Source organism: Pseudofrankia sp. EUN1h (assembly GCF_001854645.1).
Taxonomy (GTDB): Bacteria; Actinomycetota; Actinomycetes; order Frankiales; family Frankiaceae; genus Pseudofrankia; species Pseudofrankia saprophytica.
Genome location: NZ_MBLN01000117.1, coordinates 14,972 through 36,926, shown reverse-complemented (window position 1 = coordinate 36,926; position 21,955 = coordinate 14,972). Strand labels below are relative to the sequence as shown.

General features: G+C 73.7%; 16 protein-coding genes, 1 tRNA gene and 1 pseudogene. 6 read left to right on the top strand and 12 right to left on the bottom strand.

Annotated features, from left to right (window positions below; translation table 11 throughout):
* Both BCD49_RS43885 and BCD49_RS41730 read left to right on the top strand, forming a co-directional pair.
* Positions 1-545: pseudogene (locus BCD49_RS43885) on the top strand (site-specific integrase); the annotation flags it as partial.
* Between the two features lie 27 nt (positions 546-572).
* Positions 573-821 (top strand): tyrosine-type recombinase/integrase, encoded by a 249-nt coding sequence (locus BCD49_RS41730; RefSeq protein WP_007519937.1) that lies wholly within the window; start codon positions 573-575, stop codon positions 819-821.
* Between the two features lie 141 nt (positions 822-962).
* On the opposite strand, the gene BCD49_RS39190 is transcribed toward BCD49_RS41730, so the two are convergent.
* A tRNA-Lys gene (locus BCD49_RS39190) sits at positions 963-1,035 on the bottom strand.
* Positions 1,036-1,310: 275 nt separating this feature from the next.
* Between BCD49_RS39190 and BCD49_RS39185 the strand changes: the two genes are divergently transcribed.
* The 3 genes from BCD49_RS39185 (at position 1,311) to BCD49_RS44560 (ending at position 3,872) form a co-directional block, all read left to right on the top strand.
* Positions 1,311-1,574 carry a sigma factor-like helix-turn-helix DNA-binding protein gene (locus tag BCD49_RS39185; protein ID WP_116439473.1) on the top strand — a complete coding sequence of 88 codons (264 nt, stop codon included), beginning with the start codon at positions 1,311-1,313 and terminating at the stop codon, positions 1,572-1,574.
* Positions 1,575-1,606: 32 nt separating this feature from the next.
* Positions 1,607-2,338 carry a Clp protease N-terminal domain-containing protein gene (locus BCD49_RS39180; protein ID WP_007519943.1) on the top strand — a complete coding sequence of 244 codons (732 nt, stop codon included), beginning with the start codon at positions 1,607-1,609 and terminating at the stop codon, positions 2,336-2,338.
* A 121-nt stretch (positions 2,339-2,459) separates the two neighbouring features.
* Positions 2,460-3,872 (top strand): glycerophosphodiester phosphodiesterase family protein, encoded by a 1,413-nt coding sequence (locus BCD49_RS44560; RefSeq protein ID WP_007519944.1) that lies wholly within the window; start codon positions 2,460-2,462, stop codon positions 3,870-3,872.
* A gap of 73 nt (positions 3,873-3,945) precedes the next feature.
* Here the strand turns inward: BCD49_RS44560 and BCD49_RS46065 are convergent, their stop codons facing one another.
* Together BCD49_RS46065 and BCD49_RS39170 are read right to left on the bottom strand one after the other, a co-directional pair.
* Positions 3,946-4,068 (bottom strand): hypothetical protein, encoded by a 123-nt coding sequence (locus BCD49_RS46065; protein WP_274535059.1) that lies wholly within the window; start codon positions 4,066-4,068, stop codon positions 3,946-3,948.
* A 4-nt stretch (positions 4,069-4,072) separates the two neighbouring features.
* Positions 4,073-5,257, bottom strand: coding sequence for a TetR/AcrR family transcriptional regulator C-terminal domain-containing protein (locus BCD49_RS39170; protein ID WP_007519946.1), 1,185 nt, complete (start codon positions 5,255-5,257; stop codon positions 4,073-4,075).
* A gap of 265 nt (positions 5,258-5,522) precedes the next feature.
* On the opposite strand from BCD49_RS39170, the gene BCD49_RS39165 reads away from it, so the two are divergent.
* On the top strand, positions 5,523-7,328 hold the full coding sequence (locus BCD49_RS39165) for a DHA2 family efflux MFS transporter permease subunit (protein WP_007519947.1): 1,806 nt from the start codon (positions 5,523-5,525) through the stop codon (positions 7,326-7,328).
* 92 nt (positions 7,329-7,420) lie between these two features.
* Here BCD49_RS39165 and BCD49_RS39160 read toward each other — a convergent pair whose 3' ends face one another.
* The 9 genes from BCD49_RS39160 to BCD49_RS46060 form a co-directional block, all read right to left on the bottom strand.
* Complete coding sequence (locus BCD49_RS39160) at positions 7,421-8,185, bottom strand: 3-hydroxyacyl-CoA dehydrogenase (protein WP_007519948.1); 765 nt, start codon at positions 8,183-8,185, stop codon at positions 7,421-7,423.
* 106 nt (positions 8,186-8,291) lie between these two features.
* Positions 8,292-9,527: a CaiB/BaiF CoA transferase family protein gene (locus tag BCD49_RS39155; RefSeq protein ID WP_007519949.1), complete on the bottom strand. Its 1,236-nt coding sequence runs from the start codon at positions 9,525-9,527 to the stop codon at positions 8,292-8,294.
* Positions 9,528-9,914: 387 nt separating this feature from the next.
* The gene (locus BCD49_RS39150; protein WP_051466455.1) at positions 9,915-12,026 is read right to left on the bottom strand and encodes an enoyl-CoA hydratase-related protein; all 2,112 of its coding nucleotides are present in this window, start codon (positions 12,024-12,026) and stop codon (positions 9,915-9,917) included.
* 231 nt (positions 12,027-12,257) lie between these two features.
* The gene (locus BCD49_RS39145; protein WP_007520452.1) at positions 12,258-13,526 is read right to left on the bottom strand and encodes an acetyl-CoA C-acyltransferase; all 1,269 of its coding nucleotides are present in this window, start codon (positions 13,524-13,526) and stop codon (positions 12,258-12,260) included.
* Between the two features lie 195 nt (positions 13,527-13,721).
* Positions 13,722-14,426, bottom strand: coding sequence for an alpha/beta hydrolase (locus BCD49_RS39140; RefSeq protein ID WP_007520451.1), 705 nt, complete (start codon positions 14,424-14,426; stop codon positions 13,722-13,724).
* Between the two features lie 691 nt (positions 14,427-15,117).
* Complete coding sequence (locus BCD49_RS39135) at positions 15,118-16,101, bottom strand: DUF459 domain-containing protein (RefSeq protein ID WP_007520449.1); 984 nt, start codon at positions 16,099-16,101, stop codon at positions 15,118-15,120.
* Between the two features lie 155 nt (positions 16,102-16,256).
* Positions 16,257-17,549, bottom strand: coding sequence for a CBS domain-containing protein (locus BCD49_RS39130; RefSeq protein ID WP_051466457.1), 1,293 nt, complete (start codon positions 17,547-17,549; stop codon positions 16,257-16,259).
* A gap of 8 nt (positions 17,550-17,557) precedes the next feature.
* A complete protein-coding gene (locus BCD49_RS39125) occupies positions 17,558-19,414 on the bottom strand; it encodes a DUF262 domain-containing protein (protein ID WP_071042522.1) in 1,857 nt (618 codons plus the stop codon).
* A gap of 231 nt (positions 19,415-19,645) precedes the next feature.
* The gene (locus tag BCD49_RS46060) at positions 19,646-21,832 is read right to left on the bottom strand and encodes an ABC transporter ATP-binding protein (protein ID WP_007519819.1); all 2,187 of its coding nucleotides are present in this window, start codon (positions 21,830-21,832) and stop codon (positions 19,646-19,648) included.
* Positions 21,833-21,955: the final 123 nt, after the last annotated feature.

Sequence of the window (21,955 nt, the reverse complement as noted above, 5' to 3'; positions counted from 1 at the left end):
CGGCCACCAGCGAGGACGAGCGGACCGCGCTGCTCGCCCGGCTCCTGCACGACGACACCGTCGAACTGACCGACCGAGTCGCCGGTGCACTGCTGCTCCTCTACGGCCAACAACTCTCCCGCATCGCCGCGCTCACGACCAGCCAGGTCCACCAGTCGGGCGACACCGTGCACCTGCAGATCGGCACCGAACGCATCCACCTGCCCAAGCCGCTCGCCAGCCTGGTCCCGCGGCTACGCGACGAAGGCCGTCCCCACGTCGGCGTCGGCTCACCCGCCACGACCGGCTGGCTGTTCCCAGGCCTGCTCCCCGGACAACCGATCACCCCCGCCCGGCTCGGGGAGCGTCTGCGCAAGCTCGGGGTCTCCGCGGTCGCCGGTCGCCGCGCCGCGATAACCCAGCTCGCCGCCGAACTCCCCACCGCCGTCCTGGCCGACATGCTCTCGATGCACCCGACCACCGCCGCCCGCTGGACCGCTCAGGCTGGGGGCACCTGGCACCACTACGCCGCTGAACTCGTCCGTGACCGTGACTACCAGCCCTGACGAATAGCTACCAGTCGATCTTCTCCCATGGCGCTACTCAACACCCCTGGAACATTGCTGCCTACCGGTTTCACCGAAGGCGTCCCGGCCCGCACCGTGATGGAGCTGCTCGGCCACTCGACGATCCAGCTCACCATGAACACCTACACCCACGTCATGCCCGAGACCCAGCGGGACGCGGTCGCCAAGCTTGACCGGTGGTTCGACGGCCACCAGGACCAGGGCGACGAGCACGACCAAGACGACACGGATCAGACCGACGACGAGACGGCGTGACCAACCTCGCGCACGACCACGGCGCCCTGGGCCACCTCGCCCGKGGCGTCGTTCGTCTCCCGGAACCCCTGGGGTACAGACTTGGGTACAGAACGCAAAAACAGGCGGTGACTTTGCGTCATACCGCCTGCTTGCTACGGGTGCGCCGCCAGGGACTTGAACCCCGAACCCGCGGATTAAGAGTCCGCTGCTCTGCCAATTGAGCTAGCGGCGCATGTTCCTCGGTCTTGCTTCTTGGTGCGATGTTGCCGTCAGGCACGTTTCCGTGTCGACGTGGACGACTGTACCAGCTCCCGGGGCGGGTGGGTGGGCCGGGACACCCGTCCCCTGCGCCAGTCCCGCCTCCTCGCGGCAGCGCCCACGCTCGATCAGGACGACTGGCGTGGTGGCGTCCAGCGTGGCGGCGGCAGGACGCAGGAGCGATCGAGGCGGACAGCCGAGGCGTCAGCATATATTGACGGCCTCTTCCCGTCAGCATATGTTGACGACATGTCGATCGTCGATCCGGGCACCGAGCTCGACGCCGGTCTCGGTGATGCCACGAAGACGGCCGATCCCGATCTGGGGCTGCGGGCCGTGGCCCGGCTGCGCCGGCTCGTGGAGYAGTTGGAGGCCGAGCAGGTCGCCGCGGCCCGGCGGGCGGGCTGGTCCTGGCGGGAGATCGCTACCCGGCTCGGCGTCACGAAACAGACCGTGCACCGCAAGTACCACCGGGCTGTCGAGACCTCCGTCGAGACCGCTGGAGACCTCTGACGAGGGCCGCTGACGAGAGCTGAGGAGGGCGCATGTTCGACGGTGACCACCCGGATCTGGGTCGATCGGTAGGCCGGGCACAGGCACTGGCCCGCGGCCTTGGGCATGATCGCGTCGGAAGCGAACACCTCCTGGTGGCGCTCGCGACGGGCGACGGCCGCGACAGCGACGGCAGTCACGGCACCGTCGCGGCAGCACTGGGCAGGCATGGAGCGACGGCGGCCGCGGTATGGGAGGCACTCCTCGCGGCCGCACCCGGTGGTGCCGGAATGGCCGCCGACCGAGACACCCTGGCTGTTCTCGGCGTGGACGTCGACCGGCTTCTTCGTTTCGCCGGCGCGCGGTCGCTGGATCGACCACCCCGGCGCGAACCGCTGCTCCCCCTGGGAGCCGCCGCGGCGAGGCGGCGATGCGCCCAGCTGAGTCCACCGCTGGGCCTGGACGCACAGGCGGCCTATGAGGCGTCGCTTCGCCTGGCGCTTGCCCGCCGTGAACGCGCGCACCGACCCGAGCACCTTGCCCTCGCGCTCGGCGTCCTCGACCCGGGCGTCGCCTGGGTGCTCGACCGCGCGGGCGTGGACAGGCACGCCCTTGTCACCGATCTGGCGGCCAGCTTCCCGCCGCCGCGCCGCAACCCGGTGCTGCGCTCGGAACGCCGGCTCGGGCGCCAATCTCGCTGCCGTGACCTCATCCGGAGATATGAGCGCACCACGGGACGCACCGCCACGGCCGGCGACGCCCTCGCCGTGCTCGTCGCTGGCTAACCGTCGCCACGGAACGGCGGTTCACGCGCGGCGGACGTGGCCTCGGCGTGTACCCGCGGAGAATGGTGGGGCATGACCGACGACCGCGCGGAACCCGAGCGCGAGGAACCCAGGGAGGACGATGAGCCGGCACCGCTTCCTTGACCACCCCGGGCCGATCCCGTTGGCGCACCGGGGYGGGGCTGGGCCGTGGCCGGAGAACTCCTGGCCGGCGTTCGAGAACGCCGTAGCGCTCGGGTACCGCTACCTGGAGACCGACGTCCGGGTGACCCGCGACGGGACGGCCATGGTCCTGCACGACTCGACCCTGGAGCGGGTGGCGGCCCGGCCGGGCCGGCTCGCCGACCTGCCCTGGGCCGAGGCCAGCCGGATCCGCCTGCGCCGTCCACCCGCTCCCGCTACCTCCGAGATGCCGTCCTCGTCGCCATCGGCGGCCAGCCAAGCCGTGTCCCATTCCCCTTTCGGTCCTCCCTCCGACGGCTCGGCGGTGGACAGCCCTCACGCCGGCGACCCGCCTGGCGACCCGGTTGGCAACCCAACTGGCAATCCAGGCGCCGCTGTCATCGGTGGCGCCGAGGCCCGTTCCGGGAGCAGCTGGGCAGGCTCGGATGAAGACGAAGGGGAGCCGATCCCGCGGCTGGACGAACTCCTGGACCGTTGGCCAGACATCCGGCTGAACCTGGACGTCAAGGAGCCGGCCGCGCTCGAGCCGACGCTCGCGGCGCTGCGTCGGGCGAATGCGCTGGACCGGGTCTGTGTCACCTCGTTCGACGACGCGGTCGCCCGCGAGGCGCGCCGGCTGGCCGGGCCGGGGTTGTGCGTCGGGGCGGGGATGTCCGCGATCGCCATGGCCCGCCTGTGCAGCGTGCTCCCCCCATGGCTGAGCGCCGCCAGAAGAGGCTGGCGGCGACCCGCAGGCGGCGGCCTTCACCTGAACGGCGACCGTGACCGCGACGGCCACGGCAGCGACCACAACCACAGCCACGGCCACGGTGGCCACGACGGTGGCCATGGTCACGGCCGTGGCGTGGGCCGGGCCGGATCTCGGGCGAACGGCGTGCTGGACGCCGGGGCAGGCCACGGCACCCCGCCCGGTGATGTGGGCGCKGGTGACCGCACCTGGGCCGCCGCTGGTCACCGTGGCGACGGCTCAGGCGGCCCCGGGTCAGGGGGTTCCGGGTCAAGGGGTTCCGCGTCGAACGGCTACAGGGTGAACGGCTACAGGGCGGACGGCGACGCGACCTCGATACCGGCGCAGGCCTCCGGGGCGGCGAACGGACAGCCGCGGCGACCTCGCGGTCTGATCGGGCGCGACGTCGTGCAGGTGCCGGTGGCGTTCCGGGCGCTCCCGGTGTGCGACGCGCGGTTCGTGCGTTACATGAACACGCTCGGTCTGCCGGTCCACGTCTGGACGGTCAACGACGAGGCGACGATGTCGATGCTGCTCGAGCTCGGCGTCGACGGCATCATCACCGACCGCCCGGAGCTGCTGCGCGACGTTCTGCGCCGCCACAACCTGTGGTCGGCCGCCTGACCTGACATCGCGCTGCCAGACCCGCCGACGCCGGCGCACGCCGGGGCAGGCCGGGGCAGGCCGGGGCGCTCGTTCACCGGGCGGCGGCGGCATTCGCCAGCAGGACCGCCGTCACCAGTACCGCTGCCAGCAGAACCGCCGTCAGCCCAGCCAGCACCGTCAGCCCAGCCGGGACGTCGTCAGTCAGCCCGACCATCGCGTCAGCCAGCCGGGCCGCCGTCAGCATCGCCGGCGCTGTCACCATCGCCACCGCCGTGGCCGTGGCCGTGGCCGCCATCGTCGTTCCGCTCGGTGGCGAGGGAGGCCGCGATGCCGTCGAAGAGCCAGGTCAGGCCGTCGGCGAAACGACGGTCGGCGGCGGCGGTCTCGGCCTCGTGGGCGTGGATCACCGAATCGATCCCGAAGGCGGCGATGTGCGGGTACTCGCCCGTCTCGACCAGCCGGCGTAGATAGCCCTCGGCCGCCCGGAGCCACGAGACGGGCTGGACGCCACCGCCGGCCGTCCTCGCGCCGCCGGCCGTCCTCGCGTCGTCAGCCGCGCCGCCGGCGGCGTTGTCGGCCGCCTCGTCGGCTTGGAACTTCCGCAGGCCAGCCAGTTCGCGGACGACCTGGCCGATCGTGTACGTATCCACGGCGACCAGGATTGCGATCTTCTGATCCCGGTCGACGTCCAGCCCGGAGAGGGCGGCGAGCGACTGATCGAAATGACGCAGCGCGTTCGGGCCGATCACGGCGTGCCTGTGGACCACCGACAGCATCCACGGATGGCGGCGCGCCGCGGCGCGGGTGTGATGAGCAATCATGCGCATCGCCTCCCGCCAGTCCGCCGGCAGTTCACCGGGAACCACCACCGCCGCGGCCGCCTCGTTGACCATCAGGTCGATCAGGTCCTGTTTGCGGGAGAAATGCGAGTACAGGCTCATAGGCCGAGCCCGAAGCGCTCCGGCCACCCGTCGGATGGAGACCGCGTCGATGCCCTCGGCGTCCGCGATCGCCATCGCGGCGGCGACGATCGCCTCCCTCGTCAGCGCGGACGAGCGTTCGGCGCGCCGAGGGCGCAGCCACAGCGCCTCCAACGCCTCGGGATCGTCACCGGGCGCCAGGTCCGAACGGTCCGATCCCGGCGGAACCCCCGGCCCACCGGGATAGGCGGGAGTATCCGGGGTCGCCGGCCCGCGGCGGGGACGGCCTGGCCAGCTCAACAGGCCGAAGGCATCTCCCGCGCCCGCGTGTCGCCCTTCCACCGCGCCCGCGGCCCCGGCGGCACCAGGCTGACCGGCGGGCGTGACGTGCCCAGGCTCGTCGCCCGAGGCCGGGTCACCGAACGGGGCCGGCCCGGCGGCGGCGACCTTCGGCGCGCGGGGCGTGTCCGCGTGGCCTCGCATCGCCCCAGGATACGGAGCTGATTGAACCGTGTCCGGACTCTGAGATCTCCTGGCCACACGCGGGAGCGGCGGCGCAAGGATGTAGCGCAGGGATATGGCGCAGGCGTATGCGGAGCGGCGGAGAACCCGCCGGCTCCACGACTCGATACGCCGTATCGGAGGCGATACGCTGTATCGGCCGGCCGTGGGTGGTCATCCCCGAGGCCGGCCGACAACACCTACCTCGCGCCACGACCGGGCACCCACCACTCCTACGGAGAGGCCGATGAGCTCGTCATCCCCCGCGGCACCTCGAAGCTCCCGGATCGCCGATCCGGAAGGAACCTCGGCCACATCCGCGCCGGTCGGCTCCGGAGCTGGAGCTGGAGCTGGCGTCGGCGCGAAGAGCGACAAGCTCGACCCGGCGCTGGTCCGGCTCGCCCTCGTCATCCTGGTCGGCGTCGTCGCCGTGCAACTGGACGCGACGATCACCTCGGTCGCGATCCAGACCCTCGGCAAAGAGTTCGACGTAGGCGTCTCGACGATCCAGTGGGTCTCCACCGGCTACCTGCTGGCGCTGGCGATGGTGATCCCGCTGACCGGCTGGTCGGTCGAGCGGTTCGGCGGCAAGCGGATGTGGATCATGTCGCTGGGCATGTTCCTGGCCGGCTCGGCGCTGTGCGGCGTCGCCTGGTCGGCGAGCAGCCTGATCGGTTTCCGGGTGCTGCAGGGCCTGGGCGGCGGTCTGCTGCTGCCGCTGATGCAGACGATCCTGGCGCAGGCGGCCGGCCCCGCTCAGCTGCCGAAGGTGATGGCGGCGGTCTCCATCCCGGCGGTCGTGACTCCGGTACTCGGCCCGGTACTCGGCGGCCTGATCGTCGACAACATCAGCTGGCGCTGGATCTTCTTCATCAACATCCCGGTCTGCCTGATCGCGATCTTCCTTGCGCAGCGTGTTCGGCCTGCCGACACCCGGGCCGGCGAACGCCATCCGCTCGACCTCGTGGGTCTGGCGCTGCTCTCCCCCGGCCTGGCCGTCGCCGTCTACGGCTTCTCGGAGGCTGGCAGCAAGGGCAACTTCGCCAACGCGCACGTGCTGGTCCCGATGCTGATCGGCCTGGCGCTGCTCGCCGCCTTCGCCGTGCACGCGCTGCGCACCAAGGTCGAGCCGATCATCGACCTGCGGCTGCTACGCAACCCGGCGTTCCTCGGCTCGACCACCCTGATGTTCCTGTTCGGCATGTCGCTGTTCGGCGCCATGTTCCTGACGCCCCTCTTCGAGCAGATCGCCCGCGGTCGGGACGCGACCGGCGCCGGGCTGCTGCTCGCGCCGCAGGGCCTCGGCCTGGGAATCGGGATGATCGCGGTCGCCCCGCGGGCGAACAGGATCTCCCCGCGGGTGATGGTGATCTCCGGTCTCGCGCTGACCGTGCTCGGCTCGGTCGCCTATACCCAGGCCGGCCGCGGCCCGAGCGAGTGGCTGCTCGGGTTCTCACTCGCTATCCGGGGTGTCGGCATGGCCGTGACGATGATCCCGGTGATGACCGCGACCTACCACGGGCTGCGTCACGACCAGATCCCCCGGGCGACCACGGCGTCACGGATCCTGCAGCAGATCGGCGGCTCGATCGGGACCGCGGTGCTGGCCGTCGTCCTCGCTACCCAGATCCGCGGGCACGCGGGTCCCGGCGCCTCGATCGCGGTGGCGGGCGGCTCGGGRGACGGGCCGATCCCCAGCTGGGTCGGCGACGCGTTCGGGACGACGTTCTGGCTGCCGGTGATCTTCATGGTGGTCTCGGTGCCGGCGGCCTTCCTGCTGCCCAGGCGCCTCGCCGGCTCCGAGGCCGCCGCGACCGGGCCCTCGGCGACGACCGGGCCCTCGGCGACGACCGAGGCCGCCGGCGTCGGCGCGGCCGTGTCCGTGTCCGTGTCCACGGATGGCGTCGAGATCGTGACCGCCGCTCCCAGCGTGGCGGCGGGCACGCCGGAGGTCGTCGCGATCGAGGAGAACGCGAACGGGCAGGAGCCGTTGTCGTCGCCGGTCCCACGATCGGCCAACGATCAGGCCCAGGGCGCCGCGGTGTTCGACTAGCGCGGTGTTCGACTAGCGCGGTGGTTGCTCGCGAGGCGGCCCGGCGCGGGGACGAGGGTCTTCCTGGAAGCCCTCATCCCCGCGCCCTGCCGTCAGCGCGGGGCCATCCGGATGGCGCCGTCGAGACGGATGACCTCGCCGTTGAGCATCGGGTTGGCGACGATGTGCTCGACCAGGGCGGCGTACTCGTCCGGGTCGCCGAGCCGGCTGGGGTGCGGGGTCTGCTTGCCGAGGGAGTCCTGCGCCTCCTGCGGCAGGCTCGCGAGCAGCGGCGTCGCGAACAGGCCGGGCGCGATCGTGACGACGCGGATCAGCTTGTCGGCGAGGTCGCGGGCGATCGGCAGCGTCATGCCGACGATGCCGCCCTTGGAGGCGGAGTAGGCCGCCTGACCGATCTGTCCGTCGAACGCGGCGACCGACGCCGTGTTGACGATGACGCCCCGCTCGCCACCGGGCAGCGGCTCGGTCCGCGCGATCCGCTCCGCGCCGAGGCGGAGCACGTTGAACGTGCCGATCAGGTTGACGCCGACGACCTTGGCGAACAGGTCCAGCGAGTGGACGCCCGCCCGGCCAAGGACCCGGGCCGGCGGGCCGATCCCCGCGCAGCTCACCACCACGCGCAGCGCCCCCAGCTCCTCGGCCACGTCGAGGGCCGCGGCGACCGCGCCCTCGTCGGTGACGTCGGCCGCGGCGAACCGGGCCCGCTCGCCTAGCTCCGCGGCGGCCCGCTCACCGGCGCTGGTCGGCAGGTCGAGCAGCACCACGCTCGCCCCGGCCTTGGTCAGCCGCGTCGCCGTCGCGAGCCCAAGGCCCGAGGCACCGCCGGTGACGACGGCTACCGCACCCGCTATCTCCACGTGTCCTGCCCCTCCACGTCCGCGTTCTCCCGATGGGTCGACGCACGCTTGTGTCGACACACGTTCGCGTCCATCCTAATGAGCATTCACTCACAAATGCGTCGGCTCACGCCTGCGCCGGCGCGTCGGTCTCGGCCCCGGCCCCGGCCCCGGCCCCCGCGCCAGCAGCATCATCAGCACCAGCACCAGACGCGGGCTTCTCGCCAAGCCAGTCGGCCAGGACCTCGTCGGTGTCGGCGCCCTTGAGGCGCGGCGGCGTCGGGGTACCGGGGATGGTGCGCGAGAACCGCGGCGCCGGGGCCGGCTGCTCGACGCCGTCCACCGTGACCAGCGTGCCGCGGGCGGCCAGGTGCGGATGGGATCCCGCCTCAGCCCAGGTCAGCACCGGGGTGACGCAGGCATCGGTGCCGTCGAAGACAGCCGCCCACTCGTCTCGGGTCTTCGACAGGAAGGTCCCCGTGAACCGGGCGCGCAGCTCCGGCCAGCCCGCACGGTCGTTCTGGCCGGGCAGGCCGGCGTCGGCGAGCCCGAGGCCGGCAAGCAGGGCGGCGTAGAACTGCGGCTCGATCGCGCCCACCGCGACGTACCGGCCGTCCGCGCAGACGTACGTGTCGTAGTACGGCGCTCCGCCGTCGAGGACGTTGACCCCGCGCACGTCGGACCAGAACCCGCTGCCACGCCAGGCCCACATCATCTGGGCCAGCACGCTCGCGCCGTCGACCATCGCCGAGTCCACCACCTGGCCGGCGCCGGACCGCTCCCGCTCCCAGAGCGCGGCGAGGATGCCGGTGAGCAGGAACATCGAGCCGCCACCGAAGTCACCGACGAGGTTGAGCGGCACTGCCGGCTTGCCGTCCTTCGGCCCGATCGCGTGCAGGACACCGGTGATGGAGATGTAGTTCAGGTCGTGACCAGCGGTGTGTGCCCACGGGCCGTCCTGGCCCCAGCCGGTCATCCGGCCATAGACCAGCCGCGGGTTGCGCGCCAGGCACGCGTCGGGGCCGATTCCGAGCCGCTCGGCCACCCCCGGCCGGTAGCCCTCGATGAGCACGTCGGCCCGCTCGACGAGCGCGAGCAGCCGGTCCCTGCCCGCGGGGTCCTTGAGGTCGACGACGATCGAACGCCGGCCGCGCAGGAGCTGGTCACCGGCCTCCGGCGCGCCCGCCACGCCGCCGCCGCCGGGCCGGTCCACCCGGACCACGTCGGCGCCGAGGTCGGCGAGCACCATCGCGGCGTGCGGCCCCGGCCCGATCCCGGCGAGCTCCACCACCCGCAGCCCGGCCAGCGGCCCCGTCGACGTCGCGGCCCCTCCCGGCGCCATCGCCCCAACGCCTGGTTCCATCGGCTCGTCACTCCCTCTTCGGACAGCTCGCTGTGCGGACGGCGCGCGGCGGCCACGGACCGCGCCCATGCCCGTCACCCGGCTGCGTGGACGTGCGTGGACGTGCTGACTCTCACCGGGTGGCGGATCCTCTGCGCTGAACCGCTCTCGGCGTCGACCTGGAACCCATTTCGGCGACCGCAGACCGGTCTACCGCTGCGACCCCGCCGCGTCCACCGATCGATCGGCCCTCACCGGCTGCCCGAGCCGCCCGAGCCGCCCGAGCGTGGCACCTGATCGACTGTCTGGACACCACCATCGGCCACGGACTGTGTCGCGGGTCGGTAACCGTGGCCGTTGGTGGTGTCCATGGAGTCGACCATCGGCCACGCTTCGCCCTGGCGAGGGTCAGGTGTACGGCTCGTCGCGCTCGGCTCGCTCCGCCAGCGACGACGGCGGGGCGAAGCGGCCGCCGTGACGGGCCGCGAGCACGCGGGCCCGGGCGACGAAGCCGGCCGCACCGCCTGGATAGCCGTCGATGTAACGGAGGGCCCCGCCGGTCCAGGCGGGGAACCCGGCTCCGGTCAGCGAGGCGACGTTCGCCGCCGCCGCCGAGCCGACCACGCCCTCGTCGAGGCAGCCGACGGCCCGCAGCGCCACGGCGAACAGCAGCCGTTCCTTCAGCTCCTCGAAGGCGACCCCGGCCGGGTTCCCGGCCGAGAACTCCGCGCCAGCGCCGGTGCCGCCGTCCGCGCCGAAGTGCTCCCACAGCCCCTTCCACAGGCCYGTGCGCCGGCCGTCGACGTACTCGTAGAACCCACCCCCGGAAGCGCGGCCAGACCGGCCGAACTCCTCGGTCATCCGGTCGAGCACGGCGAGCCCGCCGTCGTCCCGTTCCGTGGCGACGGCCGACCCACTCGCCCCCGCGCCCGCCGGCGCATCGGCGTCGGCGGTGGTGGCGGCGGCGTCGACCCCGGCCCCCCGAGCCTCGGCGGCCGCGACGCGGGCGGTGGCGAGCGCGAGCTCATCGCACAGCCGCAGTGGCGACGAGCGGAAGCCTGCCTGCACGCCCGCCTGCTCGACGGACGGCGCGGGCAGGCCCTCGCCCACCATCGCGGCCGCCTCGGCGAGGTACCCGCCGAGCAGGCGGTCGACGAACGCCTTCGGCGCCTCGAACCGGGCCCGGCCGCCCGGCCCGTCGGCCGAGGCCGCCCCTTCGGCGACGACCCGGCCCATGTCCACGAAGAACGCCTGGACGAGGTTCCGCGCGGCCTGGCTGGTCACCAGTTCGGCGAAGTAGCGCGACTCGACGACGCACGCGGTGTCGACGTCGAGCTGAGCGCCCTCGACCGCGGCCGCGAGGATCGCCGGGCCCGCTACCTGGGCCGCGCCGGGGGCCTGGCGGCGCAGGTTCGCGGTCAGCGAGGCGAGCGCGACGGCGAGCGCCGGGCTCCCCGGGGTGCCACCGGGGATCTGGTAGCCCGGGACGTCCCAGCGTGCCACCGGCGCCGGCTTCGCCAGGATCCAGGCCTTCGCCGCCGGCACCAGCTCGTCCCGCGCGGTGACCAGCCCGTCGACGAGTCCGAGGGCGCGGGCGCGCGCCGCGCTGTACCGCTGGCCCTGCAGCAGGACGTTGACCAGCGCGTTCAGCACCCCGAGCAGGCGGACCGCCCGGACCACCCCGCCGCCGGACGGCATGAGGCCAAGCGTCGCCTCGGGCAGGCCGAGCTGCGTGCCGGGCGCGTCCAGGGCGATCCGGTGGTGGCAGGCAAGCGCGATCTCCAGCCCGCCGCCGAGCGCCGCGCCGCCGAGCGCGGCGACCACCGGCCGGCCGAGCGTCTCCAGCCGGCGCAGGGGGTCCTTGCCCGCGGAGGCCAGCTCGAAGGCGGCCCGCGGGTCGGTCAGGTCGGTCAGCTCGCGCAGATCGGCTCCGGTGGCGAAGGTCGGCTTCGCCGACGTCACCACCACGCCGGTGAGCGTCGCGCGTTCGCGTTCCAGCCGCTCGACGACGGTGCCGAGCGAGCTTCGGAAGGCCGCGTTGGTGGTGTTCGCCGGTTGGTCCGCGTCGTCCAGCGTCAGCACGACGATCCCAGCCGCGTCCCGCTCCCACTGGATCACCCCGATCCGTTCGGGCTCGCCCGCCGGCGCGCCGCTCCCCGGGGCTTCGTCCTTCGGCGAGCCGGGCGCGGGTCGCGGCCCGGGCGGGGGCTCGGACGGGGGCGGTACCGGTGGACGCGCCGCCACGGGCGCGGGCGCCACCTCGGCGGCCGGCGAGGCTTCGGCGGCCGGCGGCGCTTCGGCGGCCGGCGAGGCTTCGGCGGCCGGCGGCGCTTCGGCGGCCGGCGGCGCTTCGGCGGCCGGCGAGGCTTCGGCGGCCGGCGGCGCTTCGGCGGCCGGCGGCGCTTCGGCGGCCGGCGGCGCTTCGGACGTCAGCGCCGTCTCGGCGGCCGGCGAGGCTTCGGACGTCAGCGCCGTCTCGGACGTCAGCGCGGTCGCGGGCGCTGGCGACGGCTCGGGCATCGGCGTCGTCTCCGGGTCGGAAGGCCGCGGGCGGCGGCGAGGTGGGCGGCGAAGGCCTGGGCGGCGGAACGGGCTGGTACGGAACGGGTTGGTACGGCAGCGACTGGCACGAAGGCCGCCAGTACGCAACGGCTGGTACGGACGAGCGGAGAAGGCGGACGGAGAAGCGGACGGAGAAAGGATGGACGAGGCAAGGAGGCGCGTCGCCACCGGCCCTGATCCAGGAGACCGTCAGACCCGCTCCAGCAGCGTCGCCACCCCCATCCCGGCACCCGCGCTGACGCTGACGACCGCTCGGCGCGCGCCGCGGCGCTCCAGCTCGTCGACCGCCGTGATGACGAGTCTCGCGCCGGTGGCGCCGAGCGGGTGACCCAGGGCGACCGCGCCGCCGTTGACGTTGAGCTTCTCGTCGGGGATGGCCAGGTTCCGCTGGTAGGCGAGCGCGGCGGCCGCGTAGGCCTCGTCCGTCTCGAACAGGTCGACGTCGTCGACACCCAGCCCGGCGCGGGCGAGCAGCGCGCGGGTCGCCGCCGTCGCGCCGCCGAGCGCGAGCGTCGGGTCGGACCCCGCCGCCAGGACGTCCACGACCCGCGCCCGCGGCGTCAGCCCCAGGTCGTCGCCGGCCCGCTCATCGCCGACGAGGACGAGCGCCGCGCCGTCCGCCGGCCCCGCCGAGCTCCCCGCCGTGTGTGCGTGGTCGACGCGTTCGAGCCAGTGGTAGGCGCGGGTCGCCACCGCGTCGAAGCCCGCCTGCTCGCCGGCCTGGGCGAACGCCGCCGGCAGCCCCGCCAGGTGGCCGGCGGCCGCGGTCAGCCGGGACTGCTCGACGGGGGTGCCCGCCGCGACCGGCCCGACACGCTCGTCGTGGTCGAGGACGAGCAGGCCGTGGTCGTGGACGGCGGTGACCGAGCGGGTGAGGCGGCCTTCGGCCCACGCGTCCGCGGCCAGCCGGCGCGACCGCAGCGCGTAGGCGTCCAGATCCGCGCGGGTGAGGCCCATCAGGGTGGCCAGAAGATCGGCCGAGACGCCGGCGGGGACGAAGCCGGTCTGGTGACTCGTCGCCGGGTCGCTCGCCAGCGGGCCGGTGTCCGCGCCCGCCGGTACCCGGGACATCGACTCGACGCCGCCGGCGAGCAGGAGATCGTCCCAGCCGGCTCGCACCCGCGCCGCGGCCAGCGCGACCGCGTCCAGTCCCGAGGCGCCGAGCCGGCTGACGACGGCCCCGCAGACGGTGTCCGGCAGGCCGGCGACCAGGGCCGCGGCTCTGGCCAGGTCCCCGGCCTGGTCACGAGCCGGGCTCGCGGTGCCGAGGATCAGGTCGCGAAGCCGGTCGACGTCCAGCGTCGGGTTCCGCTTGCGCAGCTCGTCCACCAGGCCGGCCACCAGCGAGACCGGCTTCACCCCCCGCAGCGCGCCGCCCGGCCGCCCGCGCCCCCAGGGCGTGCGTACCGCGTCGTAGAGGAAGGCCTCGCCCGTCACTGTCCCAGCCAAGCCGGCCACCCCACCCTGGTCAACCCGCCCATCCCGCCATGGTCACCCCTGTATCCCAGCAGCCCACACCGGGCTCACCGCGAGGTGGTCACACCGACGAACCTGGCGACGCCTCGACGGAACGGAACGCGCGGACGGGTGGACGGACTGGGCGGACGGGCGGGGCGGACGGGCGGGCCGCCCGCCGAGGCGGCAGGAACCTGGCTAAGCCGACCCGGCGGAGACTCCGGTGGCGGAGGCGGTGGCGAGGTCCTCGAGGAAGGCGATGGTGTGGGCGGCGGTGGCGCGCCAGCTCGTCTCGGTGAGGACCTGATGGCCACCGGGGACCGCGACCAGGCGAGCGCGCGAGGCCGTGCGGGTCGTCATCCGGACCACCTGCAGGGGGCTGACCTCGTCGTCGACGCCGTGCACGAGCAGGATCGGCAGGTCGGGCAGGGCCCGCGGCGGCGGGTCGGACGGGACCTCGCCGGCGACCGGGCGGTAGAGCAGCGGCAGGCCGAGCAGCACGAGCGCGTCGGCGCGCAGCGCCGGCGAGCCGGCGACGGCGAGCGCCCGTAGCGCGCCGGTGTCCGAGCCGACCAGCGCGAACGGCCGCCCCGGGACCCGGCACTCACCGAGGGCGAGGGTGCTGTCCTCTCCTGGCCCGAGGTAGGTCACCTCGTAGCCGTCGAGCGCGAGGCGGAACCCCAGCGGCTCGAAGAGCTCGGCGGACTCGCCGCGGCCCGGGAGCACGACGACGGCGCCGCGCGGGTCGCGCTCCGGTTCGGCGCTCGGCCAGATCCGGGCGTCCCGGCCGCGGGGCTGGCCTGGTGTCTCGTGCTGCCCGGTCCTTGGCGCCGCGGCATCGGTCCACGCTCGCGACTCGGGCGGACGGGCCGACGGCACGGCCGGAATGAGCGTTGGGCTCATCGAAAACTCCTGGTTTCTGGCCGGCATCATTGCCGGCCGTCATGCCGTGGCGCGTGGCGGGTGCGAGGCCACGCCCACGAGTGGTCTTACGACACAGACGACGGCGGACGGTACCGCGCCCGTCGCGGTCGGACGCGACGGGGGGACCTGTTCACGTTGCGCTTCCGAAACCTGGCCGACGGCACAGCGGAATGGCATCGGAGCGAACTCCGAGCGAAAACGGGCCGTGGGCATCGGGACGGCCCTGCCGGACGACGAGCGTGTCGGAGAACGGCTCATGGACGAATCTGACGCCCATCCGGGCGCGGCGAGCGCCAAGTGTCGGGAAGGCGTCGTCCTGACCGCGAGGCTGGTTGGTGCCCTGTCGGGAACGCGCTGGTTGACGGCGTCGAGGGCGCGAGCAGATCTACCCGCCGGCCGACTCGGGTTAGGAGGGCCGCCGTACCGGGCTGCTCGCCGGACAGCGAGCTGGACACGGCCGCGACGGCGTGACGGCGGCCGTGCGGCGGCCAGACAACGGTCGGGCGTGTTCGGAGAACATGACGCTATGTTCACCGGATCAGTAGAGATTGTCAACCGGCGAGGCGCCGCCAGAGACCTCGCCAACACGGAAACGAAACATCGCAGATACATAGTGGCACGGCGATGACTGCCCGGGTACGGCGGGCGGTCAGCCGGGTACGGCAGGCGGTCAGCCGAGCACGCCGTGMGCGATCGCCAGGCCGTAGCGGCGGGCCCCGCTGGAGTACTCCGCGCAGACGCCGGCCGGCAGCACGGGGCGCGGGCAGAAGTGCACGCCATCGGGAGCCCGCACCACGACCCGGCCGTCCGGCCCGCAGGACTCCCCCGGGTCGCAGGGCAGCGTGGTCGTGAACCGGCCGTGGTCGGAGACGGCCAGGCCGGCGTGGATCACCCCGGTGTGCGGCGTCGTACTCGCGATCTGCTCCCAGACCCGGTCGAGCGCGGTCCGCCCGCCGGCGTCGACGAGCTCGCCGCGGCGCGGCGGCGCGTCGACGATGCGTACCTCGACGCCGTCGGAGGTCAGCTGGTCGACCATCGTCGTCACGTCCGTCTGGTAGCCGGCGAGGAAGTCACGGCCGTTCATGCAGGACGGCCGATTGCCGGAGAAGGCGATCACCGCGATCGTCGGGCGGAAGTCCCGGATCGTGGTCGGCACGTCGCCAAGCCAGTTGCACGGCGCGGTGCCGCTCCACATCTTCATCAGGATGGCGTGCGCGCCGGCGTGGGCCGCCGCCGCCCGGAAGTCCTCCTGCGCCTCGACCATCAGCGAGTCGCCGTACACGACGATTCGTGGATCCTCCGGCAGGTAGCCGCGCAGGATGACGCCGCCCGCGAGCGTGGCGACGACCACCGCGAGGATCACGGCGACCCGCCACGACCAGCCCCGGCCCTCGGGCGCGTTCCCGGCCGGCTCGCCGCGCCGGCGCCGCGTGGCTCGCCGCGCCTCCGGCTCCCCGCCGTCCAACCGCTCGAGCGGGTCGGCCCGCGGGTCGAGCACGGCGAGCCCCGGCGAGGTGCCCGCGGCGCCGGACGCGCCGGACCGGTCGGAGCGGTCGGAGCGGTCGGAGCGGTCGGGTGAGCCGGACAGGTAGGGCTGGTCGGACGGACCGGGCGGCGGGACTCGCCCGGCTCGCTCGGACTGCGCGGTGGACATGGCGCTCCTTGTCCGTAAGGAAATGCTTTGTCTCCCTTACGGACGCACGACACCCTGGACGCGTTGACGTGTCCGTGGTCTTTTATGCCACATTGGGTGCCATGGCTCGTCAGGAGTAGCCAGCCGGCGACCTGGCGGTCAGCGTCGGCACCGGGTCAATACGGATCCATGCCCTTGAGCACGCCGCAGAACTGACGCAGATGTTCCTTCTGCCGGTCGGTCAGYGGCCGTGGGTCGAAATGCATGATTTCGTTACGGATCCGCCGGACCTCGTCCAGGTCATGAAGAAACTGGTGGTGGTCGACCGTCGCCCAGCTGAGCTTCGCCCACTGCCCGGGCGTACGCAGCAGCTTGAGGTACTCCCCGAACATCAGGTTGCTGACGCTAGTCGCGTCCGGGTTGACCGCCCGCAGGTCCTCGATGCCGAACCTGGGCCCGAGGCAGCGGCGCAGCCGCCGCTCGATCTCGCCGATCAGGAAGTACGGGTGCGCGAGGCGGTCGTACGCGGTCGCGAGATCGGCGGTCGTGACGATGCCGCAGACCCGGCCGTCGCGCCAGACGATCACGAACCCGCGCTCGGTGATCCTGGGCAGCGTCGCCAGCAGGTCGTCCGTCACCTGGACGCTCTCCACGTCCGGGTCGGTCGCGTTCTCGAGGGTGTGCTGCCGGCGCGAGCCCTGCATGGTCGCGATCGAACGCCACGTCACGGCCCCGCGCAGGTTCGACGACCCGTCCAGGACCAGCACCTGCGAGTAGCCCCGCTTCAGCATGAGCGTGGTCACCCTGGCCAGGGGCGTGCCCGAGGGAACGCTGGACACGCCGCCCTTCGCGCTCGGCAGGTGGCCGACCTTCATCGCGACCCAGGGCGCGGCGCCATCCGCGTCGGCGCCCGGCTGCCCGGACGCCACGCCCTTCCTGCGCCGACGTGCGCGCCTGCGCCCACCGTCGGGCGGCGTGCCGTCGAGCTGCCCCGGCCGCGGCGGTTGCCCGGGCTGCCCCGGCCGCGGCGGCGGCTGCTGTGGCGGCTGCTGCGGCTGCGGCTGCGGCTGCGGCTGCCCCGAAGGTACGGGCCGCTCCGGCGGTGCCGGCCGTCCCGGCGCCGAGGGGTCCCCGGCGTCCGCGGTGCTCCTGGCCGGGGCCTCGGCCGGCGCGGCCTCGACGGCGTCGCGCTCGTCGTCTGCCGGGTCGAGGCCGGGCTCGTCGTCGGCCGGGTCGGAGCCGGGCTCCTCGGCGGCCCGTGCGCCGGGCTCCGGCAGCGGCACGACGCGCACGACCGTGGTCAGCGGCCCGCGGGCGAAGTCCGGCCAGGTGGTGAGCCCGGCGGCCGCCAGATCGCGGCTGATCCGGGGCACCGCGATGTCGTCGCGGACCCGCTGGCCCCACCTCGCCAGAAGCTGGCCGATCGTGAGCGAGGCGTCCCGCAGCGCCCGGATGTCGTCGGCGTCCACCGCGCGCCTCAGACGCCGGTCGGGATCGGACCGTCGGCCAGGGCCGCCGCCGAGGAGCGCACCGCGCGCTTGCCCATCGCGTCGTCGACCAGGTCGAGCAGCCGGGCCGTGCGGTCGGCGTAGAAGGCGTCGAAGTCGGCGGCGCGCAGCAGCGCCGGATCGATCAGGTGGGTGGCGACCCGGTCGTCGAGCCAGTCCGCGGGGGCGCCCGCCTCCCTGGCCAGCACGTCGAGGTACGCGGCCGGCGCGCGGGTACCCATCCGCTGGCCGGCCTGGTAGGACAGGGCGGTCTTGTTGACGATGCTGCCCATCCGGGCGTCCCGGCGCCCGGCCCGCTGGAACCAGGACTTCGGGAAGACCATTCGGATGTCGACGTCGCGGCCGACGGCGCTCTCGCCGTCGATCGGCGCCTCGGTGAAGTACCAGTCGTAGGCGCCCTGTTTGACCAACAGCGCGTACAGGCCCTTGTAGGCGGCGCTGCTGCGGGTCGTCAGGGTGGCCAGCCGCTGCTCGTGGAAGGTCGCCTCGACGATGGTGTCCGGCTCGGGGCTGTCGGTGGTGATCCAGGCGGCCAGCTGCTCGACGTCGCGCGGGAAGCGGCTCTCGAACGTCCCGCTGTACAGCTCGCCGAGCACGCCGCACCAGTACCAGCGAGCCAGCCGTTCGCGTACCCGCGGCCTGTCGGCCTGGTCGCCGAGGATCACCCGGATCGCGGCCAGCGGGATGAGCTGGGTGCGGTACGGCAGGAACCTCGACTGGAACACGCACTGCTCGCGCAGGAACGCGCCGGTCCAGTCGAACGCGTCGGCGACCCGGCCGGCCCATTCCCGGTAGTCCGGCAGCGGCAGGTCGAGCAGGTCGCGCCGCTTGCAGCCGACGGCCGGCGCGGTGCCCGGCCCCACCGTGCCGGCGGCGCGGCCGGCGAGCCAGTCACGTTTGCGCAGGTAGGTGACGACGAGGGCGACGGCCTGCAGGAAGTCGATGTTCTCCAGGTCGGCGAGCATCTCGTGCTTCTCGGCCAGCGCGGCGTGGATCCGCGCCCAGTCGGAGGCGAGGTGGAAGTCCTCGCCGGCCTCCTGGAAGTAGCCGCTGTCGCCGGCGTACATCGCGGTGAGCAGCTCGAAGACGTTGAGGACGACGCCGCCGGTGTTCACCTTCTCGAAGACCGCGCACACCGCGACCTTGTCCRTCGTCTTCGGCAGCCTGATCATCGGCACCTGGAAGCCGGTGACCCGGTGCAGGACCCGCTTCTCGAACGCCGACCAGCGGTCCCAGTTCTCGTCGCCGGGCCGGGACCGCACGAAGACCCGCTGCCAGGCCACCACCTTGTCGTTGTCGAAGGCGATGTTCAGCGGGAACAGGCCAGCCGCGCACTCGGCCTCGGTCGTGGTGAGGTCGAGCCTGACCCTGCGGCCGAAGTCCTCCTTGAGGACCTTCGTCGCCGGCACCGACAGGATCGCCTCCTCCCGGTCGGCGGCCGGGTCGGTCGCGTGGTCGATGTCGACGTAGTACCAGCGCTCGACCGGCCTGTGCTGGGAGTCCTCGGTGTCGACCGGCCGGTCGGACAGCAGCGCCTGGTAGAGCGAGGTGAGCCGCTGCTGGCCGTCCAGCAGCAGCTGCTCGGGCTCCACGGCGGGCGTCGCGGGCGGCGTGCCGTGCAGGGCCCGGGTGCGAAACCGGGTCACGCCACCGGTCTCCAGCGTCATCACGACGCCGAGCGGATAGTCCAGCGTCACCGTGGCCAGCAGCGAGCGGATCCGGTCGTCGTCCCACTTCCAGGACCGCTGGAACTCGGGGAGCTGGACCTTGCCCTCGGCGACGAGAACCAGCAGCTCACCGAGCCTGATGTTGTCGAGCGCCACGATTCCCCTTTGTCCGCCCCGCCCGCGCCGCCCCGCCGCGTCACCCCGTTCGCGTCGCCCGCCCCCGCCGTTCGCCGGCAGGCCGACGAACGGCGCACCGCGCCGGAAAAGGGCGCGCCAACCATACCGAAGCGGAACGAAGCGGAACGGACCGGCCGATCGCGCGCGTGTCCGATCTGTCCGGGCGCGTGGCCGCGCGAGCCCGCCGCCCAGCCCAGCCCGGTTCGGTCCCGCTCAGCGCCGCGGCGCGGGGCCGTCATCGGCGAGCTGGTGGGCGTAGAGGTGGGCATAGGCGCCGTCGCGGGCGAGCAGCTCCTCATGGGTGCCGGACTCGACGACCTCACCATGGGCCAGGACGTGGATCGCGTCGGCGTCGACGACCGTGGAGAGCCGGTGGGCGATCACGACGCGGGTCCGGCCGGCGCCGAGCCGGGCGAGCGCCTCCTGCACGACCTGCTCGGTCACCGAGTCCAGCTGGGAGGTCGCCTCGTCGAGGACCAGCAGCGACGGGTCGGCGAGCAGCACCCGGGCGAGCGCCACCCGCTGGCGCTCGCCGCCGGAGAGCTGGTAGCCGCGGGCGCCCACGACCGTGTCCAGCCGCTTCGGCAGCTTGTCCAGCAGCGGCCCGAGGCCAGCGTCCAGCGCCGCCGCCTCGGTCGCCGCGTCGTCGGCGGCGATCCGGCCATAGCGGATGTTCACGCCGATCGTGTCGTGGAACATGAACGGGTCCTGCGGGACGACGCCGACGATCGAGCGCAGCCGGCGCCAGTCCATCGTCGCGAGGTCCTCGCCGTCGCAGCGGATGTGGCCACGGGTCGGGAGGTAGATGCCGGCGAGCAGGGCGCCGAGCGTGCTCTTGCCCGCGCCGCTCGACCCGACGATCGCCGTCTTCGCGCCCGCGGCGGCCACCAGGCTCAGGCCACGCAGCGCCCACTCCTGCTCGTCCGGCGCCGCCAGTCCCCGCGCCGCCCCTCCCTCAGCCGCGCGCCGCGCCCGGGCGGCCTCGGCGAGCTCCCGCTCCTCCCGCGCCGCGGCCGCGGCCTCCTCGCCCTGGACGTCCCACCAGCGCCGGCCGAGCTCGCGCCCGGCGGCCGACCAGTCCGCGCTCGGGTCTCGTTCGTATCGGAACCACAGGTCCTCGATCCGGATCTCGGGCGCGCTCTGGCCCGGCCGCGCGGGCCCCGACGGATCGACCGGCTCCGCCGGTTCGGCCGGTCGCGCCGGCCGGGCCCGCTCGGGCCGAGCCTGCCGGGGCACGGCCGTGACGGGCGGGCGGTCGTCCGGCGTCGCCACCGGCAGGTCACGGACGTCCGGGGAGACGTCCAGCAGGCCGAACACCCGCTCGAAGGCGACGCCCGCGTCGAGCAGGTCGGAACGGCTCTCGGCGAGCCCGGTCACCGGCCGGTAGGCGTAGAGCAGCGCGCTCGCGAACGCGAGCAGCGTCCCGATCGTCGCCCGTCCCGAGCTCACCAGCCACGAGCCGAAGCCGACGACGATGACCACCGCGACCGCCGCCCCGGCCGACGACATCAGACCGGCGACGGCGTTCACCCGGTTGCGCCGCTGCGCCGTCCGGCGCATGTCGGCGGCGATCTCGGCGTATCTCGCCGACTCGTGCCCGGTCCGGCCGAACAGCCGGATGTGCAGCGCGCCGGAGATGCCGATGGTGTCCCCGATCTGCCCGAAGTGCTTCACCCGCAGCCTGATGAGCTCCACGGACAGGCGACGTCCCTCCCGGCGCCCGACGGCCAGCAGCGCGAACACTCCAGGCGCGAGCAGCAGTGACACCGCGGCGAGCCGCCAGTCGAGGATCGCGATGGTCGCGACGCCGACGACCGCGCTGATCCCGGTGGTCACCGCGCGCGGCAGCACCATCGCCACCGACGACTCGATCTCGGCGGTGTCCTGGCCGAACAGGGCGAACAGGTCGCCCTGGCGCTGCCCGGGGAAGAAGGCGAACGGCACCCGCAGCAGGTGGTCGTGCACCGCCTGCCCGGCCCGCTGCCCGACGAGCTCGCCGAGCCCGGAGCTGAGCACCCGGGAGACGGCGGTCGTCGTGGCCTGGAGCAGGGCGACGACGAGCAGCGCCGCGACGGACGCGACCAGCGCCGACCGCCCCCGCGGGGCCGTGAGACCGGCGTCGATCAGGTGGCGCAGGATGAACGGCGCGACGGCGAACGACAGGGCGCCCGCCAGGTCGAGCGCGACGATCCCGACGAGCCGGGGACCGGCGTCCTCGAAGAACCGCACGCTGCGCCGCGCCGCCACGCTCCCGGTCAGCCGCCCGAGCAGCCAGGCCGTGAACCACGGGACCAGGGGCACGCGCCGGGAGCCCACCGGCCCCGCCCGCGCCACCGTGGCCGCCGTTGCCGTGGCCGCCGTTGCCGGCGCGTCCCACTCCGCGCGCTCGTCCTCCGTCACTGGAACCGCCCCCGAAACGTGGCTCACCTGACGACACCGGCACGGTAACCCACAGGTGCGACAAATCTCGCGCCGCGCGATCACCAGCCGTGAGATCAGGATGCGCCGCGCGACCGGGCCAAC

Excerpts from the sequence above, each read along its gene's own strand:
- BCD49_RS41730 (WP_007519937.1), top strand. The coding sequence starts at position 573 with ATGGCGCTACTCAACACCCCTGGAACATTGCTGCCTACCGGTTTCACC.
- BCD49_RS39170 (WP_007519946.1), bottom strand. The coding sequence starts at position 5,257 with ATGCGAGGCCACGCGGACACGCCCCGCGCGCCGAAGGTCGCCGCCGCC.
- BCD49_RS46065 (WP_274535059.1), bottom strand. The coding sequence starts at position 4,068 with ATGGTCGGGCTGACTGACGACGTCCCGGCTGGGCTGACGGTGCTGGCT.
- BCD49_RS39155 (WP_007519949.1), bottom strand. The coding sequence starts at position 9,527 with ATGGAACCAGGCGTTGGGGCGATGGCGCCGGGAGGGGCCGCGACGTCG.
- BCD49_RS39180 (WP_007519943.1), top strand. The coding sequence starts at position 1,607 with ATGTTCGACGGTGACCACCCGGATCTGGGTCGATCGGTAGGCCGGGCA.
- BCD49_RS39140 (WP_007520451.1), bottom strand. The coding sequence starts at position 14,426 with ATGAGCCCAACGCTCATTCCGGCCGTGCCGTCGGCCCGTCCGCCCGAG.